Origin of the sequence: Halomonas sp. G15, from assembly GCF_021282295.1 — a bacterium.
GTDB lineage: Bacteria > Pseudomonadota > Gammaproteobacteria > Pseudomonadales > Halomonadaceae > Halomonas > Halomonas alimentaria.
This window is the reverse complement of record NZ_JAJSPA010000016.1, coordinates 1-21223: the sequence shown is the minus strand read 5'-3', so window position 1 is coordinate 21223 and position 21223 is coordinate 1. Positions and strand designations below refer to the sequence as shown.

23 protein-coding genes are annotated in these 21223 nt (G+C 67.4%); 20 read left to right on the top strand and 3 right to left on the bottom strand.

Translation table 11 applies throughout. The annotated features are described in order from the left end of the window. Positions 1-5 precede the first annotated feature (5 nt). The 5 genes from LWH48_RS09445 (at position 6) to LWH48_RS09425 (ending at position 6707) form a co-directional block, all read left to right on the top strand. A complete protein-coding gene (locus LWH48_RS09445; RefSeq protein ID WP_232912343.1) occupies positions 6-1433 on the top strand; it encodes a polyphosphate kinase in 1428 nt (475 codons plus the stop codon). 58 nt (positions 1434-1491) lie between these two features. Continuing rightward, the gene (locus LWH48_RS09440) at positions 1492-2652 is read left to right on the top strand and encodes a hypothetical protein (protein ID WP_232912342.1); all 1161 of its coding nucleotides are present in this window, start codon (positions 1492-1494) and stop codon (positions 2650-2652) included. Positions 2653-2781: 129 nt separating this feature from the next. Further along, entirely contained in the window at positions 2782-4047 is a 1266-nt protein-coding gene (gene glyA / locus LWH48_RS09435; RefSeq protein ID WP_232912341.1) for a serine hydroxymethyltransferase, read from the top strand. A gap of 197 nt (positions 4048-4244) precedes the next feature. After that, entirely contained in the window at positions 4245-5654 is a 1410-nt protein-coding gene (locus LWH48_RS09430) for an MBL fold metallo-hydrolase RNA specificity domain-containing protein (protein ID WP_232912340.1), read from the top strand. A gap of 75 nt (positions 5655-5729) precedes the next feature. Next, on the top strand, positions 5730-6707 hold the full coding sequence (locus LWH48_RS09425) for an arsenic resistance protein (RefSeq protein WP_232912339.1): 978 nt from the start codon (positions 5730-5732) through the stop codon (positions 6705-6707). 6 nt (positions 6708-6713) lie between these two features. Here the strand turns inward: LWH48_RS09425 and LWH48_RS09420 are convergent, their stop codons facing one another. Next, positions 6714-7340, bottom strand: coding sequence for an ankyrin repeat domain-containing protein (locus LWH48_RS09420; RefSeq protein ID WP_232912338.1), 627 nt, complete (start codon positions 7338-7340; stop codon positions 6714-6716). Between the two features lie 208 nt (positions 7341-7548). On the opposite strand from LWH48_RS09420, the gene LWH48_RS09415 reads away from it, so the two are divergent. The 13 genes from LWH48_RS09415 to LWH48_RS09355 all read left to right on the top strand — a co-directional run bounded on the left by LWH48_RS09415 (position 7549) and on the right by LWH48_RS09355 (position 18196). After that, positions 7549-8139 (top strand): rhodanese-like domain-containing protein, encoded by a 591-nt coding sequence (locus LWH48_RS09415; RefSeq protein WP_232912337.1) that lies wholly within the window; start codon positions 7549-7551, stop codon positions 8137-8139. A 139-nt stretch (positions 8140-8278) separates the two neighbouring features. Beyond that, on the top strand, positions 8279-8767 hold the full coding sequence (locus LWH48_RS09410; RefSeq protein ID WP_232912336.1) for a hypothetical protein: 489 nt from the start codon (positions 8279-8281) through the stop codon (positions 8765-8767). 40 nt (positions 8768-8807) lie between these two features. Continuing rightward, positions 8808-8999 (top strand): YgaP family membrane protein, encoded by a 192-nt coding sequence (locus tag LWH48_RS09405; RefSeq protein WP_161431053.1) that lies wholly within the window; start codon positions 8808-8810, stop codon positions 8997-8999. Positions 9000-9211: 212 nt separating this feature from the next. Beyond that, positions 9212-10123: an MBL fold metallo-hydrolase gene (locus tag LWH48_RS09400; protein WP_232912335.1), complete on the top strand. Its 912-nt coding sequence runs from the start codon at positions 9212-9214 to the stop codon at positions 10121-10123. Between the two features lie 170 nt (positions 10124-10293). After that, positions 10294-11160 (top strand): MBL fold metallo-hydrolase, encoded by an 867-nt coding sequence (locus LWH48_RS09395; RefSeq protein WP_232912334.1) that lies wholly within the window; start codon positions 10294-10296, stop codon positions 11158-11160. A 20-nt stretch (positions 11161-11180) separates the two neighbouring features. After that, a complete protein-coding gene (locus LWH48_RS09390) occupies positions 11181-11615 on the top strand; it encodes a TIGR01244 family sulfur transferase (RefSeq protein ID WP_161431059.1) in 435 nt (144 codons plus the stop codon). A 1-nt stretch (position 11616) separates the two neighbouring features. Beyond that, positions 11617-13425: a SulP family inorganic anion transporter gene (locus tag LWH48_RS09385; protein WP_232912391.1), complete on the top strand. Its 1809-nt coding sequence runs from the start codon at positions 11617-11619 to the stop codon at positions 13423-13425. 34 nt (positions 13426-13459) lie between these two features. Then, the gene (locus LWH48_RS09380; protein ID WP_232912333.1) at positions 13460-13921 is read left to right on the top strand and encodes a YeeE/YedE family protein; all 462 of its coding nucleotides are present in this window, start codon (positions 13460-13462) and stop codon (positions 13919-13921) included. After that, the gene (locus tag LWH48_RS09375; RefSeq protein ID WP_232912332.1) at positions 13918-14331 is read left to right on the top strand and encodes a DUF6691 family protein; all 414 of its coding nucleotides are present in this window, start codon (positions 13918-13920) and stop codon (positions 14329-14331) included. Before LWH48_RS09380 ends, LWH48_RS09375 begins: the two co-directional genes overlap by 4 nt. 159 nt (positions 14332-14490) lie before the next feature. Continuing rightward, on the top strand, positions 14491-15180 hold the full coding sequence (locus tag LWH48_RS09370) for a response regulator (RefSeq protein WP_232912331.1): 690 nt from the start codon (positions 14491-14493) through the stop codon (positions 15178-15180). Beyond that, positions 15177-16505, top strand: coding sequence for an ATP-binding protein (locus LWH48_RS09365; RefSeq protein WP_232912330.1), 1329 nt, complete (start codon positions 15177-15179; stop codon positions 16503-16505). The genes LWH48_RS09370 and LWH48_RS09365 overlap by 4 nt, the downstream gene beginning before the upstream one ends. Positions 16506-16535: 30 nt before the next feature. Beyond that, positions 16536-17234, top strand: coding sequence for a c-type cytochrome (locus LWH48_RS09360; RefSeq protein ID WP_232912329.1), 699 nt, complete (start codon positions 16536-16538; stop codon positions 17232-17234). Next, positions 17231-18196, top strand: coding sequence for a c-type cytochrome (locus tag LWH48_RS09355; RefSeq protein ID WP_232912328.1), 966 nt, complete (start codon positions 17231-17233; stop codon positions 18194-18196). Before LWH48_RS09360 ends, LWH48_RS09355 begins: the two co-directional genes overlap by 4 nt. Positions 18197-18298: 102 nt before the next feature. Here the strand turns inward: LWH48_RS09355 and dsbG are convergent, their stop codons facing one another. Beyond that, positions 18299-19060 (bottom strand): thiol:disulfide interchange protein DsbG, encoded by a 762-nt coding sequence (gene dsbG, locus LWH48_RS09350; protein ID WP_269816164.1) that lies wholly within the window; start codon positions 19058-19060, stop codon positions 18299-18301. Between the two features lie 58 nt (positions 19061-19118). After that, positions 19119-19940 carry a TlpA disulfide reductase family protein gene (locus LWH48_RS09345; protein ID WP_232912327.1) on the bottom strand — a complete coding sequence of 274 codons (822 nt, stop codon included), beginning with the start codon at positions 19938-19940 and terminating at the stop codon, positions 19119-19121. Positions 19941-20122: 182 nt separating this feature from the next. Between LWH48_RS09345 and LWH48_RS09340 the strand changes: the two genes are divergently transcribed. After that, positions 20123-20650, top strand: a complete 528-nt coding sequence (locus tag LWH48_RS09340) for a copper chaperone PCu(A)C (protein ID WP_232912326.1) — start codon at positions 20123-20125, stop codon at positions 20648-20650. Positions 20651-20725: 75 nt separating this feature from the next. Continuing rightward, positions 20726-21199, top strand: coding sequence for a transcriptional regulator NrdR (nrdR, locus tag LWH48_RS09335; RefSeq protein WP_161431079.1), 474 nt, complete (start codon positions 20726-20728; stop codon positions 21197-21199). Positions 21200-21223 lie beyond the last annotated feature (24 nt).

Genomic DNA, 21223 nt, shown 5'->3' with positions numbered 1-21223 from the left:
AGCAGATGAAACAGGACACCCTGCGCTACCGGCTGCTGGAAGCCCAGCTCGAGCTGGCCCGGCGTGGCGATCGCGCAGTGGTGCTGCTGCTGACCGGCCATGCGGTGACCCACAAGGGGCAGCTGGTCAATCGCCTCAACCACTGGCTCGACAACCGCCATACCGAGGTCCATGCCCTCGCGCCCAGCAGCCAGGAGCAGGCCAGGCCCTACTGGTGGCGCTACTGGCGGCGGGTGCCGGAGCGCGGGCGGGTCGGCATCTTTATCCACGGTTGGCATGGCGACGCGCTGTTCGCCCGCGCCGAGCGCCGCCTCTCCGCCGGTGCCTTCGAGGATCGCCTGGCGAGGATCCGCGAGTTCGAGGCCGAACTCGCCGCCGCCGGGGTGGCGCTGGTCAAGTTGTGGATGGATATCGGTCGCCATGCCCAGCGCGAGCGCCTGCAGGCGTTGCAGGCCGATCCCGCACTTGCCTGGCAGGTAGGGCCGGTGGAGTGGCAGCGCCACGTCCAGCATGCCGCCATCCAGGCGCTGGGCCGGCGCCTGCGCGATGCCACCGAGGTCCCCTACGCCAGCTGGCAACGGCTGGCGCTGCGCGCCCCGGACGAGCAGCTGCCGCGGGTGGGAGAGGCGCTGCTGGATGCCCTCGAGGCGCCGGCCGCATCGCCGCGACCCGTGGTGGCTTCGTCGCTGGCGGCCCTGCCCGAGGCCCCCGCGCTGCGCCACACCGACCCCGAGGTCGCCCGGCGCCTCGACAAGTCCCGCTACCGGGAGCGTCTGGCCGCCGCCCAGGCGCGCCTGGCGATCAATGCGCGGGAGGCCGCCCGGCGCCGCCTGCCGGTGGTCATCGTCTTCGAGGGGCAGGATGCGGCGGGCAAGGGCGGCAGCATTCACCGCCTGACCGCGGCGCTGGATGCCCGGCAGTACCGGGTGCATCGCATCGCCGCGCCCAGCGACGAGGAGACCCTGCGTCCCTGGGCCTGGCGCTTCTGGCGCCGTCTGCCCGCCGATGGGCGCATCGCCATCTTCGATCGCAGCTGGTATGGCCGGGTGCTGGTGGAGCGGGTCGAGGCGCTCGCCAGGCCCGATGAGTGGCAGCGCGCCTTCGCCGAGATCCGTCAGTTCGAGCAGCAGCAGCTCGAACACGGCGGGGTGGTGATCAAGCTGTTCCTTGCCATCAGCAAGGAGGAGCAGCTGCGCCGCTTCGAGGCGCGCGCCGCCACGCCCCACAAGCGTCACAAGCTGACCGACGAGGACTGGCGCAACCGCGAGCGCTGGGACGACTATCGGCTGGCCATCGACGAGATGTTCGCCACCACCCACCGCCACGGCGCCGAATGGACGCTGGTCGGCTGCGATGACAAGCGGCGTGCCCGACTGGCGGTCATCGACACGGTCAATGCTCACCTCGAGGCGCGCCTGCAGTCATCCCGTTAGGCTAGACTGCTGCCAGACCCCACGATCACTCAGCTCGATCACACACGGAGGTGATCCCATGCGTTTCCCGAATCCTGCCCCGCCGTGCCTGGCGCTGCCTCTGGCATTTGCCCTGCTGGCCAGCGCCCCGGCATTCGCCGATACCGAGCGTCTCGAGAGCGACCTGCGGGCCCTGGTCGCCGAGCAAGGCGAGCTTGTCATTGGCGACCTCTCCACCTCGCTGCTGGGTGGCGAGACCCGTGCCGAGGAGCTGCGCTTCGAGGGCCCCGACGGCGAGGCGTTGTGGATCGACCGCTACGTGGTGAAGGGTGACTACGAGCGCCCGGACTCCGTCACGCTGGAGGGCATTCGCGTGGAGGGCATTCGCCTGGAGGACGCCCCGCAGGAACTGGAGGCCTCCCTGGTACTGGGCGTCGCGCGCATCGTGCTGGATGATCCCGGCAGCGCCGTGCCGCCCCGGGACGACGAGGCGCTGGCGGAGGAGTGGCTCGATGTGATGACCCTCACCGAGCTCAGCCTGGAACACCCCGAGGGGATGCTCGCCTCCCTGGCCAGTCTCGACCTGGATGGCGACTTCGAGGACGGCCAGGGCGGGCTTGCCCTCGAGGCCCTGGCGGTCGACCTGGACCGCCTGATCACGCTCTCCCCCGAGGAGGAGCGCACCCGCCTGCGCATGGCCAGCAATGTGCTCACCGACGGCAGCGGCCAGTTGCACCTGGATGCCGGTTTCGATGCCCGCTGGGAGCCCGAGGACGAGCAGACGGGACGGCTGTTCAGTGACGGTGAGCTGACCCTGCGTGATGCCCTGGTCATGGCGATCGACCTGGAGAGCCTGCTGGCCCTGCCCGAAGGAGCGGAGGTCGCCACGCTTCTGGCCGACGGGACGCTGCTGGAGGAGGCTGCCCTGGGTGGCGGCCGGTTCGAGCTGCGTCTCGCCGAGCGGGGGCTCTTCGCCCGGTTGGCGACCCTGGGCGCCACCATGGAGGGGATCAGCAAGGCCCAGTATCTCGAGCAGGCGGGTACCCAGGCCGAGGGTTTCGGAATGATGTTCGGTCCCCAGGTGCGCGACCTGCTCAACGGCCTGGTCGACCTCATGGCCGGCGGCGCCGAGGAGCTGGTGGTCACCCTGGATCTGCCCGCGGAGGAGCGCCTCGAGAGCTTCGCCGAGGATCCCCTGGCGCTGCCCGAACGCTTCGCCATGCAGGTGGAGACACGCTGAGCCCGTCAGCCGGCAAGGCAAGATGAATGCGGTGCGGGCCGGGATGACGTCGTTTCATGTGAAAGGGGCGGGGGGCTGGGGTATCATGCCGTGATTCACCTTACCCCCGTGATATGAGGTTTCCCGCCGATGTTCAGCCGTGACATGACGATTGCCGGTTTCGATGATGCTCTCTTTGACGCCATGCAGAAGGAAGTGCAGCGCCAGGAGGCCCATATCGAGCTGATCGCTTCCGAGAACTACGCCAGCCCCCGGGTCATGGAGGCCCAGGGCAGCCAGCTGACCAACAAGTACGCGGAAGGCTACCCCGGCAAGCGCTACTACGGCGGCTGTGAATATGTCGACATCGTCGAGCAGCTGGCCATCGACTACGCCAAGGAGCTGTTCGGCGCCACCTACGCCAACGTCCAGCCCCACTCCGGCTCCCAGGCCAACGGCGCCGTCTTCCAGGCGCTCGTCAAGCCGGGCGACACCGTGCTCGGCATGAGCCTCGACGCCGGCGGTCACCTCACCCACGGCGCCAAGCCCAACTTCTCCGGCAAGCACTACCACGCAGTGCAGTACGGGATCGACGAGTCCGGCCGCATCGACTACGCCGAGGTGGCCAAGCTGGCCCGCGAGCACCAGCCGAAGATGATCATCGCCGGCTTCTCCGCCTATTCCCAGATCATCGATTGGGCCAAGTTCCGCGAGATCGCCGACGAGGTGGGCGCCTACCTGCTGGTCGACATGGCCCATGTGGCCGGCCTGGTGGCCGCTGGCGTCTACCCGACGCCGCTGCCCCACGCCCACGTGGTGACCACCACCACCCACAAGACCCTGCGCGGTCCGCGTGGCGGCCTGATCCTCTCCAGCGAGGGCGACGAGCAGATCGAGAAGAAGCTGCAGTCCGCCGTCTTCCCGGGCAGCCAGGGTGGCCCGCTGGAGCACGTCATTGCCGCCAAGGCGATCTGCTTCAAGGAGGCCATGGCCCCCGAGTTCAAGGCCTACCAACAACAGGTGGTCAAGAACGCCCAGGCCATGGCCGGCGTGTTCCTCGAGCGCGGCTATGACGTGGTCTCCGGCGGCACCGAGGACCACCTCTTCCTGCTCTCGCTGATCAAGCAGGAGCTGACCGGCAAGGATGCGGACGCCGCCCTGGGCCGCGCCCATATCACCGTCAACAAGAACGCCGTGCCCGGCGACCCGCAGAGCCCCTTCGTCACCTCCGGCCTGCGTATCGGCACCCCGGCGGTGACCACCCGCGGCTTCGGTGAAGGTGAGTGCAAGGACCTCGCCGGCTGGATCTGCGACATCCTCGACGTGATGGCCAAGGGCGAAGACTCCGCCGCCATCGAGGCCGAGGTCAAGGCCAAGGTCGCCACCGTCTGCACCAAGTTCCCGGTCTATCGCTGATCGATGACAGGCGCCTGCCACCGGGGCCGACCATTATAGACGACCACGCCCCGCGCCGTGACAACGGCGCGGGGCGTGGTCGTTATGACATCTTATGCAGGGCGATATGACATATCGTCAAGTTCGGATGTGCACCCTCGCCCCGAACCATTATGCTGCAAGGAGAGGCAATTCTGCTGGCCAAGGAGAGCATGCACATGTCGACACTGACCTTTCTGGGCGCGGTGGGGGAAGTCACCGGGTCCCGCTACCTGCTCGAGGTGGACGGCGAGCAGGGGCCCCACCGGTTGTTGCTAGAGTGCGGCCTGCACCAGGGCGGGGCCGACGCCGACCGCGCCAACGAGAAGCCCTTCGGCAAGCTGGTGAAGGAGCTCGAGGCGGTGGTGCTCTCCCACGGCCATCTGGACCACTCGGGCCTGCTGCCCAAGCTGGTGCGCGAGGGGTATCGCGGGCCCATTCACTGTACCCGCGGCACCCGCGACCTGCTGGAGATCATGCTCCAGGATGCGGCCTTCGTGATGGCCAAGGATATCGAGTGGGAGAACAAGTGGCGCAGCCGCCACGACAGGCCCCTGGTGGAAGCGCTCTACGACCTCGATGACGTGGAACAGACGCTTGCCCAGTGCGTCTCCCACCCCTACGGCCAGCCGGTCAACCTGCCCGGCGGCGTGACCCTGGTGTTCCGCGACGCCGGCCATATCCTCGGCTCGGCGATCGTCGAGCTCACCATCCCCTCCGGCGGGCAGGAGAAGCGTCTTGTGTTCTCCGGCGACCTGGGCAACCCCAGCTCGGTGCTGATGAAGGACCCCGAGAAGCTGTACGAAGCCGACCTGGTGCTGATGGAGAGCACCTACGGCGACCGTGACCACCGCCCCCTGGAGGAGACCCTTGAGGAGTTCGCCGGCGTGCTGGAGCAGGCCCATGCCGACGGCGGCAACGTGCTGATCCCCGCCTTCGCGGTGGGGCGCAGCCAGGAGATCCTCTACCACCTCAGCGTGCTCTACCACGAGGGGCGGCTGCGCCAGCAGATGGTGTTCCTCGACAGCCCCATGGCGATCCGGGTCACCGAGCTCTACCACCGGGCGCGCAAGGCGCTCGACCCCGAGGACCTCAAGGTGCTCAACAAGGCGGCCAGCGGTGACCCCGGCCAGTACCTGCCGGTGCTGCGCATGACCCGCACCGTGGAGGAGTCCATGGCCATCAACCGCATCCACGGCGGGGCGATCATCATCGCCGGTGCAGGCATGTGCAACGGTGGGCGTATCGTCCACCACTTCCGCTACAACCTGGAGAAACCTGCCACCCGGCTGGTGATCGTCGGCTTCCAGGCCGGTGGCACCATCGGTCGCCAGATCGTCGACGGCGCCGAGCGCATCCGCGTGTTCGGCCACGACCTGGCGGTGAAGGCGAAGGTGCATACCATCGGTGGTTTCTCGGCCCATGCCGGCCAGAGTCAGCTGATCGGCTGGGCCGGGGCCTTCCGCAATCGTCCGCGCTTCTACCTGGTGCATGGCGAGCCCGAGACCCAGAAGGTGCTCCAGGCGGCGCTGGCCGAGAGCGAGATCGAGGCGGAGATTCCCGCTTACGGTGATCGCATCGAGCTCTAGGTTGCCGCGACAACCTGCCGTCTTGTCGTCACGCGGGTCGAGGCGCAGCGTGACGGTATCGATGGAGCGGGAGGAATGAGCATGATGGGTGTAATCCAGGCGCTGACGCGCAATCTCGTGGTGGCGATACCGGTGACCCTTCTGCTGGGGCTGGCCTTCGGTGCCATGGCGCCGGTGGGTTGGCTCTCGATGCTGGTGATACCGCTGACCCTGCTGATGATCTACCCGATGATGGTCAACCTGCGCCTGCGTGAACTGCTGATGGGCGGCGACGGCCGCGCCCAGGGGCTGGCCCAGCTGATCAACTTCGCGGTGATCCCCTTCGTGGCCTTCGGGCTGGGTCTGTGGTGGTTTGCCGATGCGCCCTACCTGGCGCTGGGGCTGCTGCTGGCCGCACTGCTGCCGACCAGCGGCATGACCATCTCCTGGACCGGCTTCGCGCTCGGCAACCTGCCGGCGGCGGTGAAGATGACCGTGGTCGGTCTGATCCTGGGTTCGCTGGCCACGCCGATCTACGTGAAGTGGCTGATGGGGGCGGCAATCCCGGTGGATCTGGTGGCGGTGTTCCGCCAGATCATCCTGGTGGTGGGCATTCCCATGCTGGCCGGCCAGCTCACGCGACACTTCCTGATCAAGCGCCATGGCGCCGAGGGCTTTCGCAAGCAGTGGGCGCCGCGCTTTCCGCCGCTCTCCACCCTGGGGGTGCTGGGCATCGTCTTCGTGGCCATGGCGCTCAAGGCCGATGACCTGCTGGCAAGCCCCGGGCTGCTGCTGGATATCGCCGTGCCGCTGCTGATCCTCTACGCCGTCAACTACCTGATCAGCACCCTGGTGGCCCGGGCCTGGCTGTCGCGCGGCGACGGCATCGCCCTGGTCTATGGCACAGTGATGCGCAACCTCTCCATCGCCCTGGCGCTTGCCATGAACGCCTTCGGCGAGGCCGGAACCGACGCCGCCCTGCTGATCGCCCTGGCCTACATCATCCAGGTGCAGTCCGCGGCCTGGTACGTGCGCTTCTCGGATCGCCTGTTTGGGCCGGCCGAGCCGGCCTGAGACGGGCTACTCGCCGGCGCCGGCGGCTTCCAGGCGCGCGGCGATCTCCGTATGGCCATTCTCCCTCGCCCAGTGCAGCGGCGTGGTGCCGTCGCCGGCCACATGGGCGGGGTCGGCACCCTGCGCCAGCAGCAGCTCGACCAGCTCCGGGCGGCCATCCTTGGCGGCCCATGTCAGGCTCGACCAGCCCGCCTCATCATCCACGGCATCGACATCGGCGCCGGCCGCAAGCAGTGCGCGGCTGGTGGTCGCCTGGTTGTTGACCACCGCCACCAGCAGCGCCGTGTAACCGGCCTGGTCGCGGTGCTCGGTATCGGCACCGCGGGCCAGCAGCGCCTCGAGCATTTCCAGATGGCCGTTGGCGGCGGCCTTCATCAGGGCTGTCCACCCACAGCGGTCGCTGGCATCCACCGCGGTGCCGTCGTCGAGCATCACCAATACCCTCTCGGTCTCGCCGTTCTCGGCGGCCAGGGTCAGCGCCGTTCGACCCAGCGGATCCACCGTCTCCGGCTCCGGTGCCATGAGGCCGGGGGCCAGCATGAAGGCCGCCACCAGTGCCAGCGGCATCAGGATGCCGGTCAACAAGGGGTAGCGCCGATAGGGCAGGGTGATCCATTGCCAGATTCGGGACATGCGTGCCTCCGCCAGTGGTGTCGTTGAGCTCGGTGCATGATGCCCGTTTCACACACGTTCTGGCTGCGGCACGTTGTCCCGCGCCTGGGTGGCTGCATTCCTGTTGATACACATCAAGGTGCGGCCACATGCCTCATGCCGACGCGGCAGCTTCTGGACTACGCTGGGATTAACATTGAGTTATGTCATAGCGTTAGAGGAAGTGGTTATGAAAGCAGCGATGAAGACTCTGCTGGCGGGCTCTGTCATGGCGGCCATGCTGGCGGGTGGGCCGGCCTTCGCCGAGGAGGCCGAGGCCTATCGCGAGACGTCGCTTGGGCTCTACGTCAACGCTGCCGAGGCCTGGGAGCTGATGCAGGAGAACGACCGGGCGGTGCTGATCGACGTGCGTGACCCGGTAGAGATCAAGTTCACCGGCTTCGCCGAGCCCACCGACATCCACGTGCCCTGGGTGCTGGCCGATCGCGACAACTTCGACGCCGAGACGAAGAGCTGGCCGATGGTCAAGAACACCGACTTTGACACCCAGATGCGCGCCGAACTGGAGGCGCTGGGGGTAGCCGAGGATGACCCGATCATCGTCATGTGCCGCTCGGGTTCAACGCGCAGCGCCCCCGCCGCCGATGCCATCGCCGAGATGGGCTTCAGCCAGGTCTACTCGGTGACCGATGGCTTCGAGGGCGGCAAGCTCGAGGAGGGCGACTCGAAGGGCGTGCGCGCCGTAAATGGTTGGCGCAACTCCGGCCTGCCGTGGAGCTACGAGATCGACCCCGAGGTTGCCTGGCAGCCCGCCGAGTAGCCCGATGATCGGCACGCGGGTGGGGCAGGTGGCCTGCCTGCGCTTCCGGGGAGGGTGTTCCTGACAAGCATTGCCCGGCCAAGACGTTTTCCGCCAAGAGATTTCCACGCAAGTCTTCGACCCAAGCAAGGAGAGGATCATGAGTTTCAAGACGACCCTGAGTATGGTGCTGGCCACGGGTGCTATTGCCTTCGGCGCCAACGCCTTGGCCGACAGCCATGGAGGGGAGGCCGAGGGTGACAAGGCCGCCGGCGACAAGGCACTGATGATCCTGACCAGTGACTCCCTGGAGACCCAGGGCATGGCCATGATCCTCGCCAATTCCATGCAGCAGCAGGGCACCGACCTCCAGCTGCTGCTCTGCGACCAGGCCGGTGACCTGGCAGTAGAGGGCTACCAGAGCGCCCAGCCCATCAATACCCCGCCGAGCAACCCCGCCGGTCAGGTGACCCCCGAGGGCATCATGCAGATGCTGATGGGGAATGGTGCTCAGGTGGACGTCTGCGCCATCTATCTGCCCAACCGCGACTATGGTGAGGAGGTGTTGCGCGAGGGGGTGGGCATCGCCGCACCGGGCCCGATCGCCGAGCTGATGCGAGACCCGACTGTTCCGGTCTTTACCTTCTGAATCCAAGCAACTTTTGCTCCCAAGCATCGAGGAGAACGCCATGACCCGTAACGTAGGTGGTATCGACAGGATTGCCCGTATCGTGGTCGGCATCGTGCTGATCCTGCTGGCATTGACCGGCACCATCGGTGCCTGGGGCTGGATCGGCGTGGTACCGCTGGCCACCGGTCTGTTCAACTTCTGCCCGGCCTACAAGCTGCTGGGCGTGAATACCTGCAAGCTGAAGAAATAGCCACCGCCGGCTCCAGCCGGCTAACGATGCGCGGCGCCCGCGGCCTTCTGGTTGCGGGCGCTGTGCGTTAGTTCTCCCCTGCGGAGGTTGTCGCGGAAGGGCTATCGACCCCATGCAGTGGCACAATCGCCATATAGTCCATTTTAAGCTAAGCTTATTCCATATTTATCGATTGATGATCGACCCACTTAATACGCTCTCGGAGGTATCCCATGAAGACCTTTGCCCTCTCGCCCAGCACCGGAGTCGGCAGCCCCGAGGTCGCCGGTTTCTTCGACCCGCGGACCTTCTCCATCCAGTACGTGGTCAGTGACCCGGCCACCGGCAAGTGCGCCATCATCGACCCGGTCCATGACTTCGACGAGAAGTCCGGCGCTACCGCTACCCACCATGCCGATGAGCTGCTCGCCTATGTGAAGGAGAAGGGGTTTGAGGTGGAGTGGGTGCTCGATACCCACCCTCATGCCGACCACTTCTCGGCGGCGCAGTACCTGAGCGAGAAGACCGGGGCGCCCACTGCCATCGGCGAGAAGGTGGTGGAGGTGCAGAAGCTGTGGAAGAAGATCTACCACTGGCCCGACTTCCCTGCCGATGGCTCCCAGTGGCACCGCCTCTTCGCCGAGGGTGACACCTTCGCCATCGGCGATCTGGAGGTGCGGGTGATGTTCTCGCCGGGGCATACCCTGGCCTCGATCACCTATGTGGTGGGCGACGCGGCCTTCGTCCATGACACCCTCTTCCAGCCGGACTTCGGCACCGCCCGGGCCGACTTTCCCGGGGGCGATGCCCACCAGCTGTGGCGCTCCATCCAGGCGATCCTGGCACTGCCCGACGACACCCGGCTGTTTACCGGCCACGACTACATGCCCGATGGTCGCGAGCCGGAGTGGGAGAGCACGGTGCGTGAGCAGCGCGAAACCAACAAGCACCTGGCAGGCAGCGTCACCGAGGATGACTATACGGTGATGCGCGACCAGCGCGACAGCGAACTGCCCATGCCCAAGCTGATCCTGCACTCGCTCCAGGTGAATACCCGTGGCGGGCGTCTGCCCGAGCCTGAGGCCAACGGCAAGCGCTACCTCAAGATCCCCCTGGATGCCCTGGAAGGAGCTGCCTGGGAGTAGGCGTACGGCAGCGCTGGAACAACGAGCCCCGAAGGCCCTGCCGCCGGGGCTCGTGCCGTGGAGGAGGGTAGCGGGACCCCTATATAGCTAAATATTCTATTCTTAGAACATGTTTTCGGCTATGCTGTCTCCATACTCCGGCCAGCGACATCCGATGGAGGTTGTTTCCCATGTCCCAGCCAATCGTGACCCACTTCTTCGACGAGCCCACCAATACCTTCAGCTATGTGGTGCAGGATCCCGACAGTAACGCCTGCGCGATCCTCGATTCGGTGCTCGACTTCGACTATGCCGCCGGGCGCACCGATGTGCGCTCCGCCGATGAGATCATCGCCTTCGTACGCGACAACGGCCTCGAGGTGGAGTGGATCCTCGAGACCCACGTGCACGCCGACCACCTCTCTGCCGCCCCCTACCTGCACGAGACGCTGGGCGGGCTGACCGGTATCGGCGCCAACATCACCGTGGTGCAGGACGTCTTCGGCAAGGCCTTCAACGCCGGCACCGAGTTCGCCCGTGACGGCAGTCAGTTTGACCGCCTCTTCGAGGAGGGGGACACCTTCACCATCGGCAACCTGGAAGGGCGGGTGCTGCACACCCCTGGCCACACCCCGGCCTGCCTGACCTACGTGATCGGCGATGCCGCCTTCGTCGGTGACACCCTGTTCATGCCCGACTACGGCACCGCCCGCTGCGACTTCCCCGGCGGCGACGCGCGCACCCTCTATCGCTCCATCCAGAAGGTGCTGTCGCTGCCCGACGAGACGCGCCTCTTCCTGTGCCACGACTACAAGGCGCCGGAGCGCGATGAGTACCAGCACCAGACCACGGTGGCCGAACAGCGCGCCCACAATGTCCACGTCCACGAGGGCATTGCCGAGGAAGAATTCGTCAGGATGCGCACCGAGCGCGACGCCACCCTGGGCATGCCGAGGCTGATCATCCCCTCGGTGCAGGTAAACATGCGCGCCGGTGAGATGCCCCCTGCCGAGGATAACGGCCAGGTCTACCTCAAGGTGCCGATCAACAAGTTCTGAAGGCTCAGGAGACAGTCGATATGCAGATTCATCAGCTCGAATCCGGCTTCGCCATCACCGACGCGGTCAGCCCGGAAGATCTCGACGAGGTCGCCCGCCGCGGCTTTCGCTCGGTGATCTGCAATCGCCGCCCTGGCGAGGCCGAGGACCACCCCGATGACCGTCCCCTCAAGGCGCGTGCCGCCGAGCTCGGCCTCGAGTGGCGCTGCATCCCGGTGATACCGGGCGAATACTCGGAGGAGGACATCGCCGCCTTCGGCGAGGCACTGGAGACACTGCCGGCACCGATCCTGGCCTTCTGCAAGACCGGCAAGCGTGCCGTGCACCTGTGGGCCCGTGCCCGCAGCCAGGGCGAGAGTTGCGATATACCGGCGCTGCTGGCCGCTGCGCGGGCCGCTGGCCATGATCTGGAAGAGCATCGGCCGCATCTGGAAGCCGCCGCCGGGCAGCGTTGAGATGAACCCGAAACGCTATCTGCCGATCCTGCAGTGGCTGCCCGACTATGGGCGCAGCGCCCTGGCCAGCGACCTGCTGGCAGCGGTGATCGTTACCATCATGTTGATCCCCCAGTCGCTGGCCTACGCCATGCTGGCCGGGCTGCCACCCGAGGTGGGGCTCTATGCCAGCATCACGCCGCTGGTGGTCTATGCGGTGTTCGGCACCAGCCGCACCCTGGCCGTGGGGCCGGTGGCGGTGGTGTCGCTGATGACTGCGGCAGCAGTGGGGCAGGTGGCGCCCCAGGGCACGCCGGAGTATCTCGGTGCGGCTCTGGTGCTGGCGCTGATGTCGGGCCTGATCCTGACCCTGATGGGCGTGGCGCGGCTGGGCTTCCTGGCCAACTTCCTGAGCCACCCGGTGATCTCGGGCTTCATCACCGCCTCGGGACTGATCATCGCCGCCAGCCAGCTCAAGCATGTGCTGGGCGTCGAGGCGAGCGGCCACAATCTGCTGGAGCTCGTGGTCGGATTGGGTGGCCAGCTGGGCAGCGTCAATCTGCCCACCCTGGTGATCGGCCTCGGGGTGCTTGCCTTCCTTTATGCCGCCAGGCGCTGGCTCAAACCTGCCTTGCGCCGGCTCGGGGTGCCGCCGCGTCCGGCGGACATGCTGACCAAGGCGGCGCCGATCCTTGCTGTGGCGGTGACCACCCTGGCCAGCTGGGGGCTGAGGCTGGACCAGCACGGTGTGGCGGTGGTCGGCGCGGTGCCTGCCGGCCTGCCGCCGCTGACCCTGCCCGGCTTCGACAGCGGCCTGTGGAGCCAGCTGTTCGTGGCCGCGCTGCTGATCAGCATCGTCGGCTTCGTGGAGTCGGTGTCGGTGGGCCAGACCCTGGCCGCCAAGCGCCGCCAGCGCATCGACCCCGACCAGGAGCTGGTGGGCCTGGGCACCTCCAACATCGCCGCCTCGCTGACCGGCGGCATGCCGGTCACCGGTGGCTTCTCGCGTTCGGTGGTCAATTTTGACGCCGGCGCCGAGACTCCGGCCGCCGGTGCCTTCACCGCGGTAGGCATCGGCGTGGCCGCGCTGCTGCTCACCCCGCTGATCGCCCACCTGCCCATCGCCACCCTGGCGGCCACCATCATCGTGGCGGTGCTGTCGCTGGTCGACTTCGCGGCGATCAAGCGCACCTGGGATTATTCGCGGGGTGATTTCGCCGCCATGCTGGCCACCATCGCCGTCACCCTGGGCCATGGCGTGGAGAGCGGTATCATGGTCGGCGTGGGGCTGTCGCTGGCGCTGCACCTCTATCGCACCAGCCGGCCCCACAGCGCCGTGGTGGGTCGCGTGCCGGGCACCGAGCACTTCCGCAACGTGCAGCGCCACCGCGTGGAGACCGACGAGCGCCTGACGATCCTGCGCGTCGACGAGAGCCTCTACTTCGCCAATGCGCGTTATCTGGAAGACACCGTGATGGAGCTGGCCGCCCGCCAGCCTGGCCTCGAGCACATCGTGCTGGCCTGCCAGGCGGTCAACATCATCGACGCCTCGGCGCTGGAGAGCCTTGAAGCGATCAACGCTCGCCTCAAGGATTCCGGCGTGGCGCTGCACCTGGCCGAGGTCAAGGGGCCGGTGATGGATCGCCTGCAACACACCGAGTTCTGTCACGAGATGACCGGCAAGGTGTTTCTCAGTACCTTCGATGCCTGGCAGGAGCTGCGCGGCGTCGGCGACGGCCGCCTGTCGCGGCGCTGCGCCGAGATGCAGCTGGGCGCCGTGCCGGGCGCGACGCGTGACGACGAGGCGCAGCCGCATCCGCGGATGCCCTGAAGGACTTACCCAAGGTTTTTAAAGGAGAGAAAGTGTGGACTGGAGTTCATCCCTGCAGGGACTGGCCGGCGGCGTGCTGATCGGCCTGTCAGCTACCTGGCTGATGGCCACCCTGGGCCGCATCGCCGGCATCAGCGGCATCATCGGCACCCTGATCACCGCTCGGCCGAAGGGCGACAGCGCCTGGCGCCTCACCTTCCTGCTTGGCCTGATCAGCGGTCCCATCGTGGTGATGTTGCTGGGCGGCGGCCTGGGCAATGTGGCGGGTGCCGCCGGAGAGGTGATCGGTGAACCCGCCGGCGGTGTGCTGCTGATGCTCGTCGCCGGCCTGCTGGTGGGCCTGGGCACCGGCCTGGGCAGCGGTTGCACCAGCGGCCACGGGGTGTGTGGCCTGGCCAGGCTCTCGCCGCGCTCGCTGGTGGCGACCCTCACCTTCCTGGTGATGGCGATCGTCACCGTCTTCGTGGTTCGGCACGTGATCGGAGGTGGCGCATGAAGACGCTCATGGGCTATATCGCCGGGCTGATCTTCGGCCTGGGGCTTGCCGTTTCCGGCATGACCGACCCGGCGCGGGTGCTGGGCTTTCTTGACCTCGCCGGCGCCTGGGACCCGACCCTGATGTTCGTGCTAGGCGGTGCCGTGGTGACCAACTTTATCGGCTACCGCCTGGTCTTCAAGCGGCCCAACCCGATCTATGCCGAGGCCTTCCAGCTGCCTACCCGCCAGGATCTCGACGCCCGGCTGATCGGCGGCTCGGCGCTGTTCGGCATCGGTTGGGGGCTCTCCGGCTACTGCCCAGGCCCGGCGATCGCCTCCATCGCCGGTCTGACCCTGCCGCTGGTGGCGATGCTGGTGGCAATGGTCGCCGGCTGGTTCCTGGCCAGGGCGATTCCTGCGCGCAGCTGAACCTGTCCTGTATCAAGCGACTCCCCCGCAGGCCCCGCCAGCGGGGGAGTCGTCGTATACGACCAATGGATCGCCGGTTCCGACTTATATGTTCATAACCATTAACGCAGGCTTAATGGCCTAGTGACAGGATGTCGCACAACGAGAGGACCTTATGCCATGCACGTACTGCTGATCGAGGATGACGCCCTGGTGGCCTCAGGCATTCGCGCCGGGCTCGCCGTGCACGACTATGTCGTCGATCATGTGGCCTCCATTGCCGAGGCGCGTCGTGCCCTGGAGAGTGTCGACAGCGATGTGGTGATCCTCGACCGCGGCCTGCCCGACGGTGATGGCCTGAGCCTGCTCGAGGAGTGGCGCGACGCCGGGGTGACCACGCCGGTGCTGGTGCTGACCGCCCGCGATGCGGTCAGCGACCGGGTGGCCGGCCTGCAGGGCGGTGCCGACGATTATCTGGTCAAGCCCTTCGACCTCGACGAGCTGGTGGCCCGGCTGCAGGCGCTGTTGCGCCGCGCGGCGGGGCGCTCGCATCCGCTGATCGAGCACGGCGCCCTGTGCCTCGACCCGGTGGCCCGGGAGGTCACTCTCGGCGGTAGGCCGGTGGCCCTCTCGCGCCGCGAGCTGGTGCTGCTGGAGGCCTTCCTGCAGGCGCCGCGCAGTGTGCTTTCGGCGGACCAGCTCAAGGATAGCCTCTACGGCATGAGCGAGGATGTGGAGAGCAACGCCCTCAACGTGCATATCCATCATCTGCGTCGCAAGCTCGGCAGCGAGGTGATCGAGACGGTGCGCGGGCTGGGCTACCGGCTGGGGCCGCCGCTGGGTGAGTCTGGCGAGAAGGGGCGTCCGTGAGCCTGCGCACGCGGCTGCTGGTGACCCTCGGGGTCACCCTGGTGCTGCTCTGGGGGCTGGCCGCTGCCTGGCTGCTGCGCGACCTGGAGGAGCAGTTCGTGGCTACCCTTGACCAGCGTCTCGCCCAATCGGCGCGCATGGTGGCGGGGCTGATGGCGCAGCTGCCCCAGGATGTGTGGCTCGAGGCCGACCGGCGGGCACTGTCGATCCCACCCATCGAGGGGCTGGCCTGCCAGGTGCACTCGCCGCGCGGCGAGATCATGGCGCGTACCCACACCGACCTGGAGTCGATCCTGGCGGTGGGTGAGGTCGGTGGGCATGCTTACCGTGAAGAGGGCGGCGTGACCTGGCGGGTGTTCACCTACGAGCGTGGCGGGCTGACCATCACCACCGCCGACCGCATGGATGAGCGTGACCTGCTGCTCGGCAACGTCATCAAGGTGGCCACGGTGCCCTTCGTGGTGGCCATGCTGGGCAGTCTGGTGGCGCTGTGGATCGGTGTGGTGCGTGGCCTGTCGCCCATCGCCCGGCTGCGCGACTCCCTGGCGCGTCGCCATCCGGATGCCCTGGCGCCGGTGGCCACCTATGGGGTGCCCAGCGAACTGCGTCCGCTGGTGGAGACCCTCAACGGTCTGCTGGCCCGCGTCCAGCAGGCCATCGTTCGCGAGCAGCGCTTCACCAACGATGCCGCCCATGAGCTGCGCACGCCGCTCACCGCCATCAAGACCCACCTGCAGGTGGCCAGCCGGGTAGAGGGTGAAGCGGCGCGTGATGCCGTCGGCTACGCTGAGGAGGGTGTCGAGCGCCTGGCGCGGATACTCGACCAGCTGCTGATGCTGGCGCGGGTGGAGGGGCGACTGGCCTTCGAGGACGGCACCCTGTGCCGCCCGGCCGAGGTGGTGGCCCTGGCGCTGCGCGACAGCGGTGCAGCGACCGCGCGCTTCGAACTGCCCGAGGCGTGGCCCGAGGCACCTCTTGCGCTGCCACGGGAGCTGGCGGTGACCGCGCTGCGCAACCTGATCGACAACGCGCTCCGCCACGGCGGCGAGGGGTCACGAGTCACCCTCGATGTGGAGTACGAAGACCACAATACCCTGACATTCCGGGTGATCGACCAGGGGCCCGGGGTCGATGACGAAGCCCTGGAGCAGATGGCCAGACGCTTCTGGCGTGCCAGCAAGCAGCACGGCAGCGGCCTGGGGCTGGCCATCGTGGTGGCCATCGCCGAGCGCTTCGGCGGTGACCTGAAGTTTGTCCGTCCCGCGAGGGGTGGGCTGGAGGCTCGCCTGACCTTCCCGGTGCAGGCTAATACCGTGGCCCTCTGAGGGGCCATGAAACAACAAGGGGATTACCTGATGACGACCAGCAAGAGGATCTTGAGTGGGCTCGGCCTGCTGCTGGGCGCCAGCCTGGCCGCCGGCCAGTCCGTGGCGCTCGAGGGGGACGCCGCGCGTGGTGAGGGGGTCGCGGGAACCTGCGTGGCCTGTCACCAGGCCGACGGCATGGGCATGAACAACCCCAATGGGGAATCCTGGCCGCGCCTGGCCGGGCTGCCGGCCGAGTACATCGTCAAGCAGCTGTACGATGTGAAGGAGGGGCGTCGCGAGAGCGCCACCATGCTGCCCTTCGTCAACATGCTCGATGAACAGCAGATCGCCGATGTGGCCGCCTACTACGCCGAAATGGAGCCCTGGCCGGAACTGCCCACGGCCTATCATGCAGCCGATCCGAACAACGAGGCGGAGTGGCTGGCAGAGCGCGGTGACTGGGCCGAGGACAAGATGATCCCGGCCTGCAGCCAGTGCCACGGCCCCAACGGGCAGGGCGTCGGGGCCACCTTCCCGCCGCTGGCAGGCCAGCATCCGGACTATATCGCCACGCAGCTCCAGGCTTGGCGCGAGGGCACGCGGCGCAATGATCCCAATGGTCTGATGGTGGGCATCGCCAAGCGCCTCGACGAGGAGCAGATCGGCATGATCGCCGACTACTATGCCACCCTGCCGGAGCGTCTCGCCGAGCAGAACGACGCGGCACAAGAGGAGGACGGTCAATGAGCCAGCGTATATTCCACCTGCTGATGGCCGGCACTCTGGCCTCGGCCCTGAGCCTTCCCCTGGCCGCCCTGGCCCAAGATGACGCGACCGAGCGCGACTACCAGATCCCGCTGCCCGAGGCACCCGAGGGTGAGGTCACCTTCCAGCCGCCCCACGAGGGTGACATCCCCGACAACCAGTACGGCGATATGGTGCGCCGGGGCCGTGACCTCTTCCTCAACACCCAGGAGCTGCGGGGGGAGTACGTCTTCAACGACCAGAACTGCTCCAACTGTCACCTCGATGCCGGCCGCCTCGCCAATTCGGCGCCGATGTGGGCCTCCTTCGGTGTCTACCCCGTTTATCGTGGCAAGAACGACAAGGTCAACACCCTGGCCGAGCGTATCCAGGGCTGCTTCACCTACTCCATGAATGGCAAGCCGCCGGAGAATGGCAGCGAGCCGCTGGTTGCCATGCAGACCTACCTGCACTGGATGGCGACTGGCGCGCCGATCAACGAGTCCATGCCGGGTCGCGGTTATCCCAAGCTTGAGGAGACCGAGCAGGGTGCCGACCGCGAGCGTGGGGCTGAAGTCTATGCCCAGCAATGTGCGGTCTGCCACGGCGACGATGGCCAGGGCCAGAAGGTCGGCGAACGCCAGGTCTTCCCGCCGCTGTGGGGTGACGGTTCCTATAACTGGGGTGCCGGCATGCACCGGGTGAACACCGCCGCCAACTTCATCAAGGCCAATATGCCGCTGGGCAAGCCCTACTCGCTCTCGGACCAGGAGGCCTGGGATGTGGCTGCCTTCATCAACAGCCATGAGCGTCCCCAGGATCCGCGTCGTCGCGACCTCGAGTCGCTGGATGAGACCGACGAGATCTTCCACAATCACCATGGCTTCTATGGTGATGAGGTCGATGGCCAGCGTCTCGGCGACCATGCGGATTACGGAGAGAACCCCACCTCCACCGACGGCTGATCCACAACGAGTGAAAGCGACGGGCCCCGCTGCCATTGGCAGTGGGGCCCGTTTGTTATGTGTCAGCAGGCGGCTACGAGGCTGCCTGCGTGTCGGCCAGCGTCAGGGCGCCGGGCCGCCCATGGCTTCCTCGAGGCGCTCGGGGCTGGGCACGCCCTCGATGCGATCGACCCGGTCGCCGTTGCGGAAGAGGGTGGTCGGGGTGGCCATGAAGCCCAGCGAGTCGAATAGCTGGTTGTTGGCGTAGACCTGCTCCTCGACCTCGCGTGACTGGGGCCCGGCCTCGATCTCCTCGCCGTCGCCACTGTGGGCGTGGAGGGCGGCGGCGGGATCGTCGGCGCCGAGCAGGGCGGCGGCCTTGGCCGGGCTGTCCGAGGCCAGCACGCCGATCATGATATGGCGCAGCTGCACCTTGCCGGCCTCGACCCAGGGGCGGGCGTCGTGCCAGAACTGGCGACAGTAGGGGCAGTTGGGATCGGTAAAGGTATACACGACATGCTCGGCATCGGGGTCGCCATCGGCGATCCAGTGGCTCTCCTCCAGGTCCTGCCACACCTCGGCGAACTGGGCGGCGCGCACGTGCTTGTCCAGCGCGGGCTCGGAGAGGTTGTTGCCTTCGGCATCGACCAGGGTGCCGACGATGGCGTGCTCGCCACCCGGCAGCAGGTAGATGGCCACTTCGCCGGCGGAGTGGCTGGCGCCGTAACCGGTCAACCCGGCCGGGCCCTCGAACTCGCCGTGGATGGTCAGGCCCTGCTCGGTGAGGGCGGCCACCGGGGCGGGCAGGTCATCATTGGCCAGGGCCGGAGCCATGAAGGCCAGGGTCAGGGCGCCGATGGCCGGCAACTTGAGTGTGTGTCGCATTGTGGGTCCTTGTGACGGTTGTCGTGAAGGCTGAGGTGAAGTGTCTCGAAGCAGGGCGTCAGCGCAGACGTTCCAGTCCCTGGCGCAGGGTGGCGTGGGAGAGTTCGCCGAAGTGGGTATCCACCAGACGCCCCTCGGCGTCATAGAACAGCGTGGTGGGCATGGCCATGGCGCCGGTCACGTCGCCCAGGGCGGTGCGTGCATCGAGCAGCACGTTGTCCAGTTCCAGAGACTGTTCATCGAGGAAGCGGTTCACCAGCGCCACATCCTCTCCCTGGTTGACGAAGGCGAAGGTGATGTCGCTGGCCTCGTCCTGGGCCTGCTCGAATACCGGCATCTCGCGCCGGCACGGCGGGCACCAGGTGGCCCACAAGTTGACCACCAGCGGCTGGCCCTGACGCTCGGCCAGGCCCGGCAGATCGGTGGCCTCGCCCGCCAGGGTGGTCAGGGGCGTGTCGGGAAGCGGGCGGCCGCGATCTTCCATCAGCAGCAGCGGGCCGGCGGTCAGCCCCCAGGCCAGGGCGCCGGCCAGCAGCGCGCCGCCCAGCGGCACACGCTGGCGGGGGGAGCGCCACAGCCGCCAGGTGGCATAGCCCAGGCCGGCTACCAGGCCGCCCAGGGGGTCGAAGCCGCCATCGCGGATATCCAGCAGTGAAAGGACGCCGTCGTAGCTGCCCCAGTAGCGCGCCACGAACACCAGGCGCGCGCCGACCAGGGCGATCAGCAGCAGGTTGAAGAGGGTGTCGGCCGTGGGCGTGCGGTGGCGTCGGCCGATCAGTGCCCCGGTCAACAGGGCGATGCCGAAGGCCAGGATGATCAGCAACTGGCCGATCGAGAATCCCATGGGACCCACGGCGATGCTCTGGTTCAATGCCTGCATGGCGAAAGGCTCCTTGCCGGAAATGTGGGGCGGTCATGCCGCCAGGAGCAGAGCCTGACAGCCGGTGATTAGCGGTGCATTAATCTCCATCGCGCTGGGGCGTTATGTCGCAAGCGCGAACATGCCGCGTCTCCTGACCTATGCTGTGACCTCAGGTTCCCGTCATCGAGAGGATCATCTGCATGCTGCCACGTTTTTCCCTGTCCTGGCGCGGCCCGCTGCTCGCCCTGGTTGCCGGCCTGGCCAGCAGCGCGGCGCTGGCCGACACACTGAGCGTCGAGGGCGCCCATGTGCGTGCCGTGCCGCCGGTCTCCACCACCACCGCCGCCTTCATGCAGCTTCATAACGCTGGTGATGCCGATCGCGCCCTGGTAGCGGCGAGCACGCCAGCCGCCCGGGTGGCGGAGCTCCACAATCATGTTGACGTGGACGGGGTGATGCAGATGCGCCAGGTGGAGATGATCCCGGTGCCGGCGGGCGAAGGCGCGCAACTGGCCCCGGGCGGCTATCACCTGATGCTGATCGATCTGGTCGAGCCGCTCCACGAGGGCGACGAGGTGGCGCTCAGCCTGACCTTCGATGATGGCCAGACCCTCGAGGTGGCGGCCCCGGTGCGCCGCATCGAGACCATGGGCCACGGCATGCCCGAGGAGAAGGCCGAGGAGATGCCCGAGGGGAAGGCCGAAGGCATGTCGCACGCGGGGCACTGAGGAGGCACCGCTGGGCGGGCGGGGCTCGAGTCGCTACAATGCGACGAGTCCCGTTTCCCGTTCTGGAACCCTGCCATGCACTGTCCCTTCTGCGGCACCCACGACACCAAGGTCACCGACTCGCGGCTGGTCGCCGAGGGAGACCAGGTGCGGCGGCGTCGCCAGTGCGTGGCCTGCGGCGAGCGCTTCACCACCTACGAGACCGCCGAGCTGATCATGCCGCGGGTGATCAAGGGTGATGGCTCCCGCGAGGCCTTCAACGAGGAGAAGCTGCGCGCCGGCATGCTGCGTGCCCTGGAGAAGCGGCCGGTCAGCGCCGAGGCCATCGAGGCCTCGGTGCAGCGCATCCGCCAGACCCTGCGCGCCCGCGGCGAGCGCGAGATCCACGCCCGCGACATCGGTGAGGCGGTAATGGCCGCGCTGCGCGGCCTCGACCAGGTCGCCTACATCCGCTTCGCCTCGGTCTACCGCCGCTTTCAGGACATCGACGAGTTTCGCGCCGAGATCGATCGCCTCGCCCAGGATCCCGAACAGACGCCCCCTCGCTGACCCGGAGCGCCCCATGGACCACCC

What these genes read in the sequence shown, in the direction of transcription:
- LWH48_RS09410 (WP_232912336.1), top strand. Translation starts at nt 8,279, where the DNA reads ATGAGTTTCAAGACGACCCTGAGTATGGTGCTGGCCACGGGTGCTATT.
- LWH48_RS09445 (WP_232912343.1), top strand. Translation starts at nt 6, where the DNA reads ATGAAACAGGACACCCTGCGCTACCGGCTGCTGGAAGCCCAGCTCGAG.
- nrdR (WP_161431079.1), top strand. Translation starts at nt 20,726, where the DNA reads ATGCACTGTCCCTTCTGCGGCACCCACGACACCAAGGTCACCGACTCG.
- LWH48_RS09390 (WP_161431059.1), top strand. Translation starts at nt 11,181, where the DNA reads ATGCAGATTCATCAGCTCGAATCCGGCTTCGCCATCACCGACGCGGTC.
- LWH48_RS09385 (WP_232912391.1), top strand. Translation starts at nt 11,617, where the DNA reads ATGAACCCGAAACGCTATCTGCCGATCCTGCAGTGGCTGCCCGACTAT.
- LWH48_RS09370 (WP_232912331.1), top strand. Translation starts at nt 14,491, where the DNA reads ATGCACGTACTGCTGATCGAGGATGACGCCCTGGTGGCCTCAGGCATT.
- LWH48_RS09375 (WP_232912332.1), top strand. Translation starts at nt 13,918, where the DNA reads ATGAAGACGCTCATGGGCTATATCGCCGGGCTGATCTTCGGCCTGGGG.
- LWH48_RS09405 (WP_161431053.1), top strand. Translation starts at nt 8,808, where the DNA reads ATGACCCGTAACGTAGGTGGTATCGACAGGATTGCCCGTATCGTGGTC.
- LWH48_RS09355 (WP_232912328.1), top strand. Translation starts at nt 17,231, where the DNA reads ATGAGCCAGCGTATATTCCACCTGCTGATGGCCGGCACTCTGGCCTCG.
- glyA (WP_232912341.1), top strand. Translation starts at nt 2,782, where the DNA reads ATGTTCAGCCGTGACATGACGATTGCCGGTTTCGATGATGCTCTCTTT.
- LWH48_RS09400 (WP_232912335.1), top strand. Translation starts at nt 9,212, where the DNA reads ATGAAGACCTTTGCCCTCTCGCCCAGCACCGGAGTCGGCAGCCCCGAG.
- LWH48_RS09395 (WP_232912334.1), top strand. Translation starts at nt 10,294, where the DNA reads ATGTCCCAGCCAATCGTGACCCACTTCTTCGACGAGCCCACCAATACC.
- LWH48_RS09425 (WP_232912339.1), top strand. Translation starts at nt 5,730, where the DNA reads ATGAGCATGATGGGTGTAATCCAGGCGCTGACGCGCAATCTCGTGGTG.
- LWH48_RS09440 (WP_232912342.1), top strand. Translation starts at nt 1,492, where the DNA reads ATGCGTTTCCCGAATCCTGCCCCGCCGTGCCTGGCGCTGCCTCTGGCA.
- LWH48_RS09345 (WP_232912327.1), bottom strand. Translation starts at nt 19,940, where the DNA reads ATGCAGGCATTGAACCAGAGCATCGCCGTGGGTCCCATGGGATTCTCG.
- LWH48_RS09420 (WP_232912338.1), bottom strand. Translation starts at nt 7,340, where the DNA reads ATGTCCCGAATCTGGCAATGGATCACCCTGCCCTATCGGCGCTACCCC.
- LWH48_RS09340 (WP_232912326.1), top strand. Translation starts at nt 20,123, where the DNA reads ATGCTGCCACGTTTTTCCCTGTCCTGGCGCGGCCCGCTGCTCGCCCTG.
- dsbG (WP_269816164.1), bottom strand. Translation starts at nt 19,060, where the DNA reads ATGCGACACACACTCAAGTTGCCGGCCATCGGCGCCCTGACCCTGGCC.
- LWH48_RS09415 (WP_232912337.1), top strand. Translation starts at nt 7,549, where the DNA reads ATGAAAGCAGCGATGAAGACTCTGCTGGCGGGCTCTGTCATGGCGGCC.
- LWH48_RS09430 (WP_232912340.1), top strand. Translation starts at nt 4,245, where the DNA reads ATGTCGACACTGACCTTTCTGGGCGCGGTGGGGGAAGTCACCGGGTCC.
- LWH48_RS09360 (WP_232912329.1), top strand. Translation starts at nt 16,536, where the DNA reads ATGACGACCAGCAAGAGGATCTTGAGTGGGCTCGGCCTGCTGCTGGGC.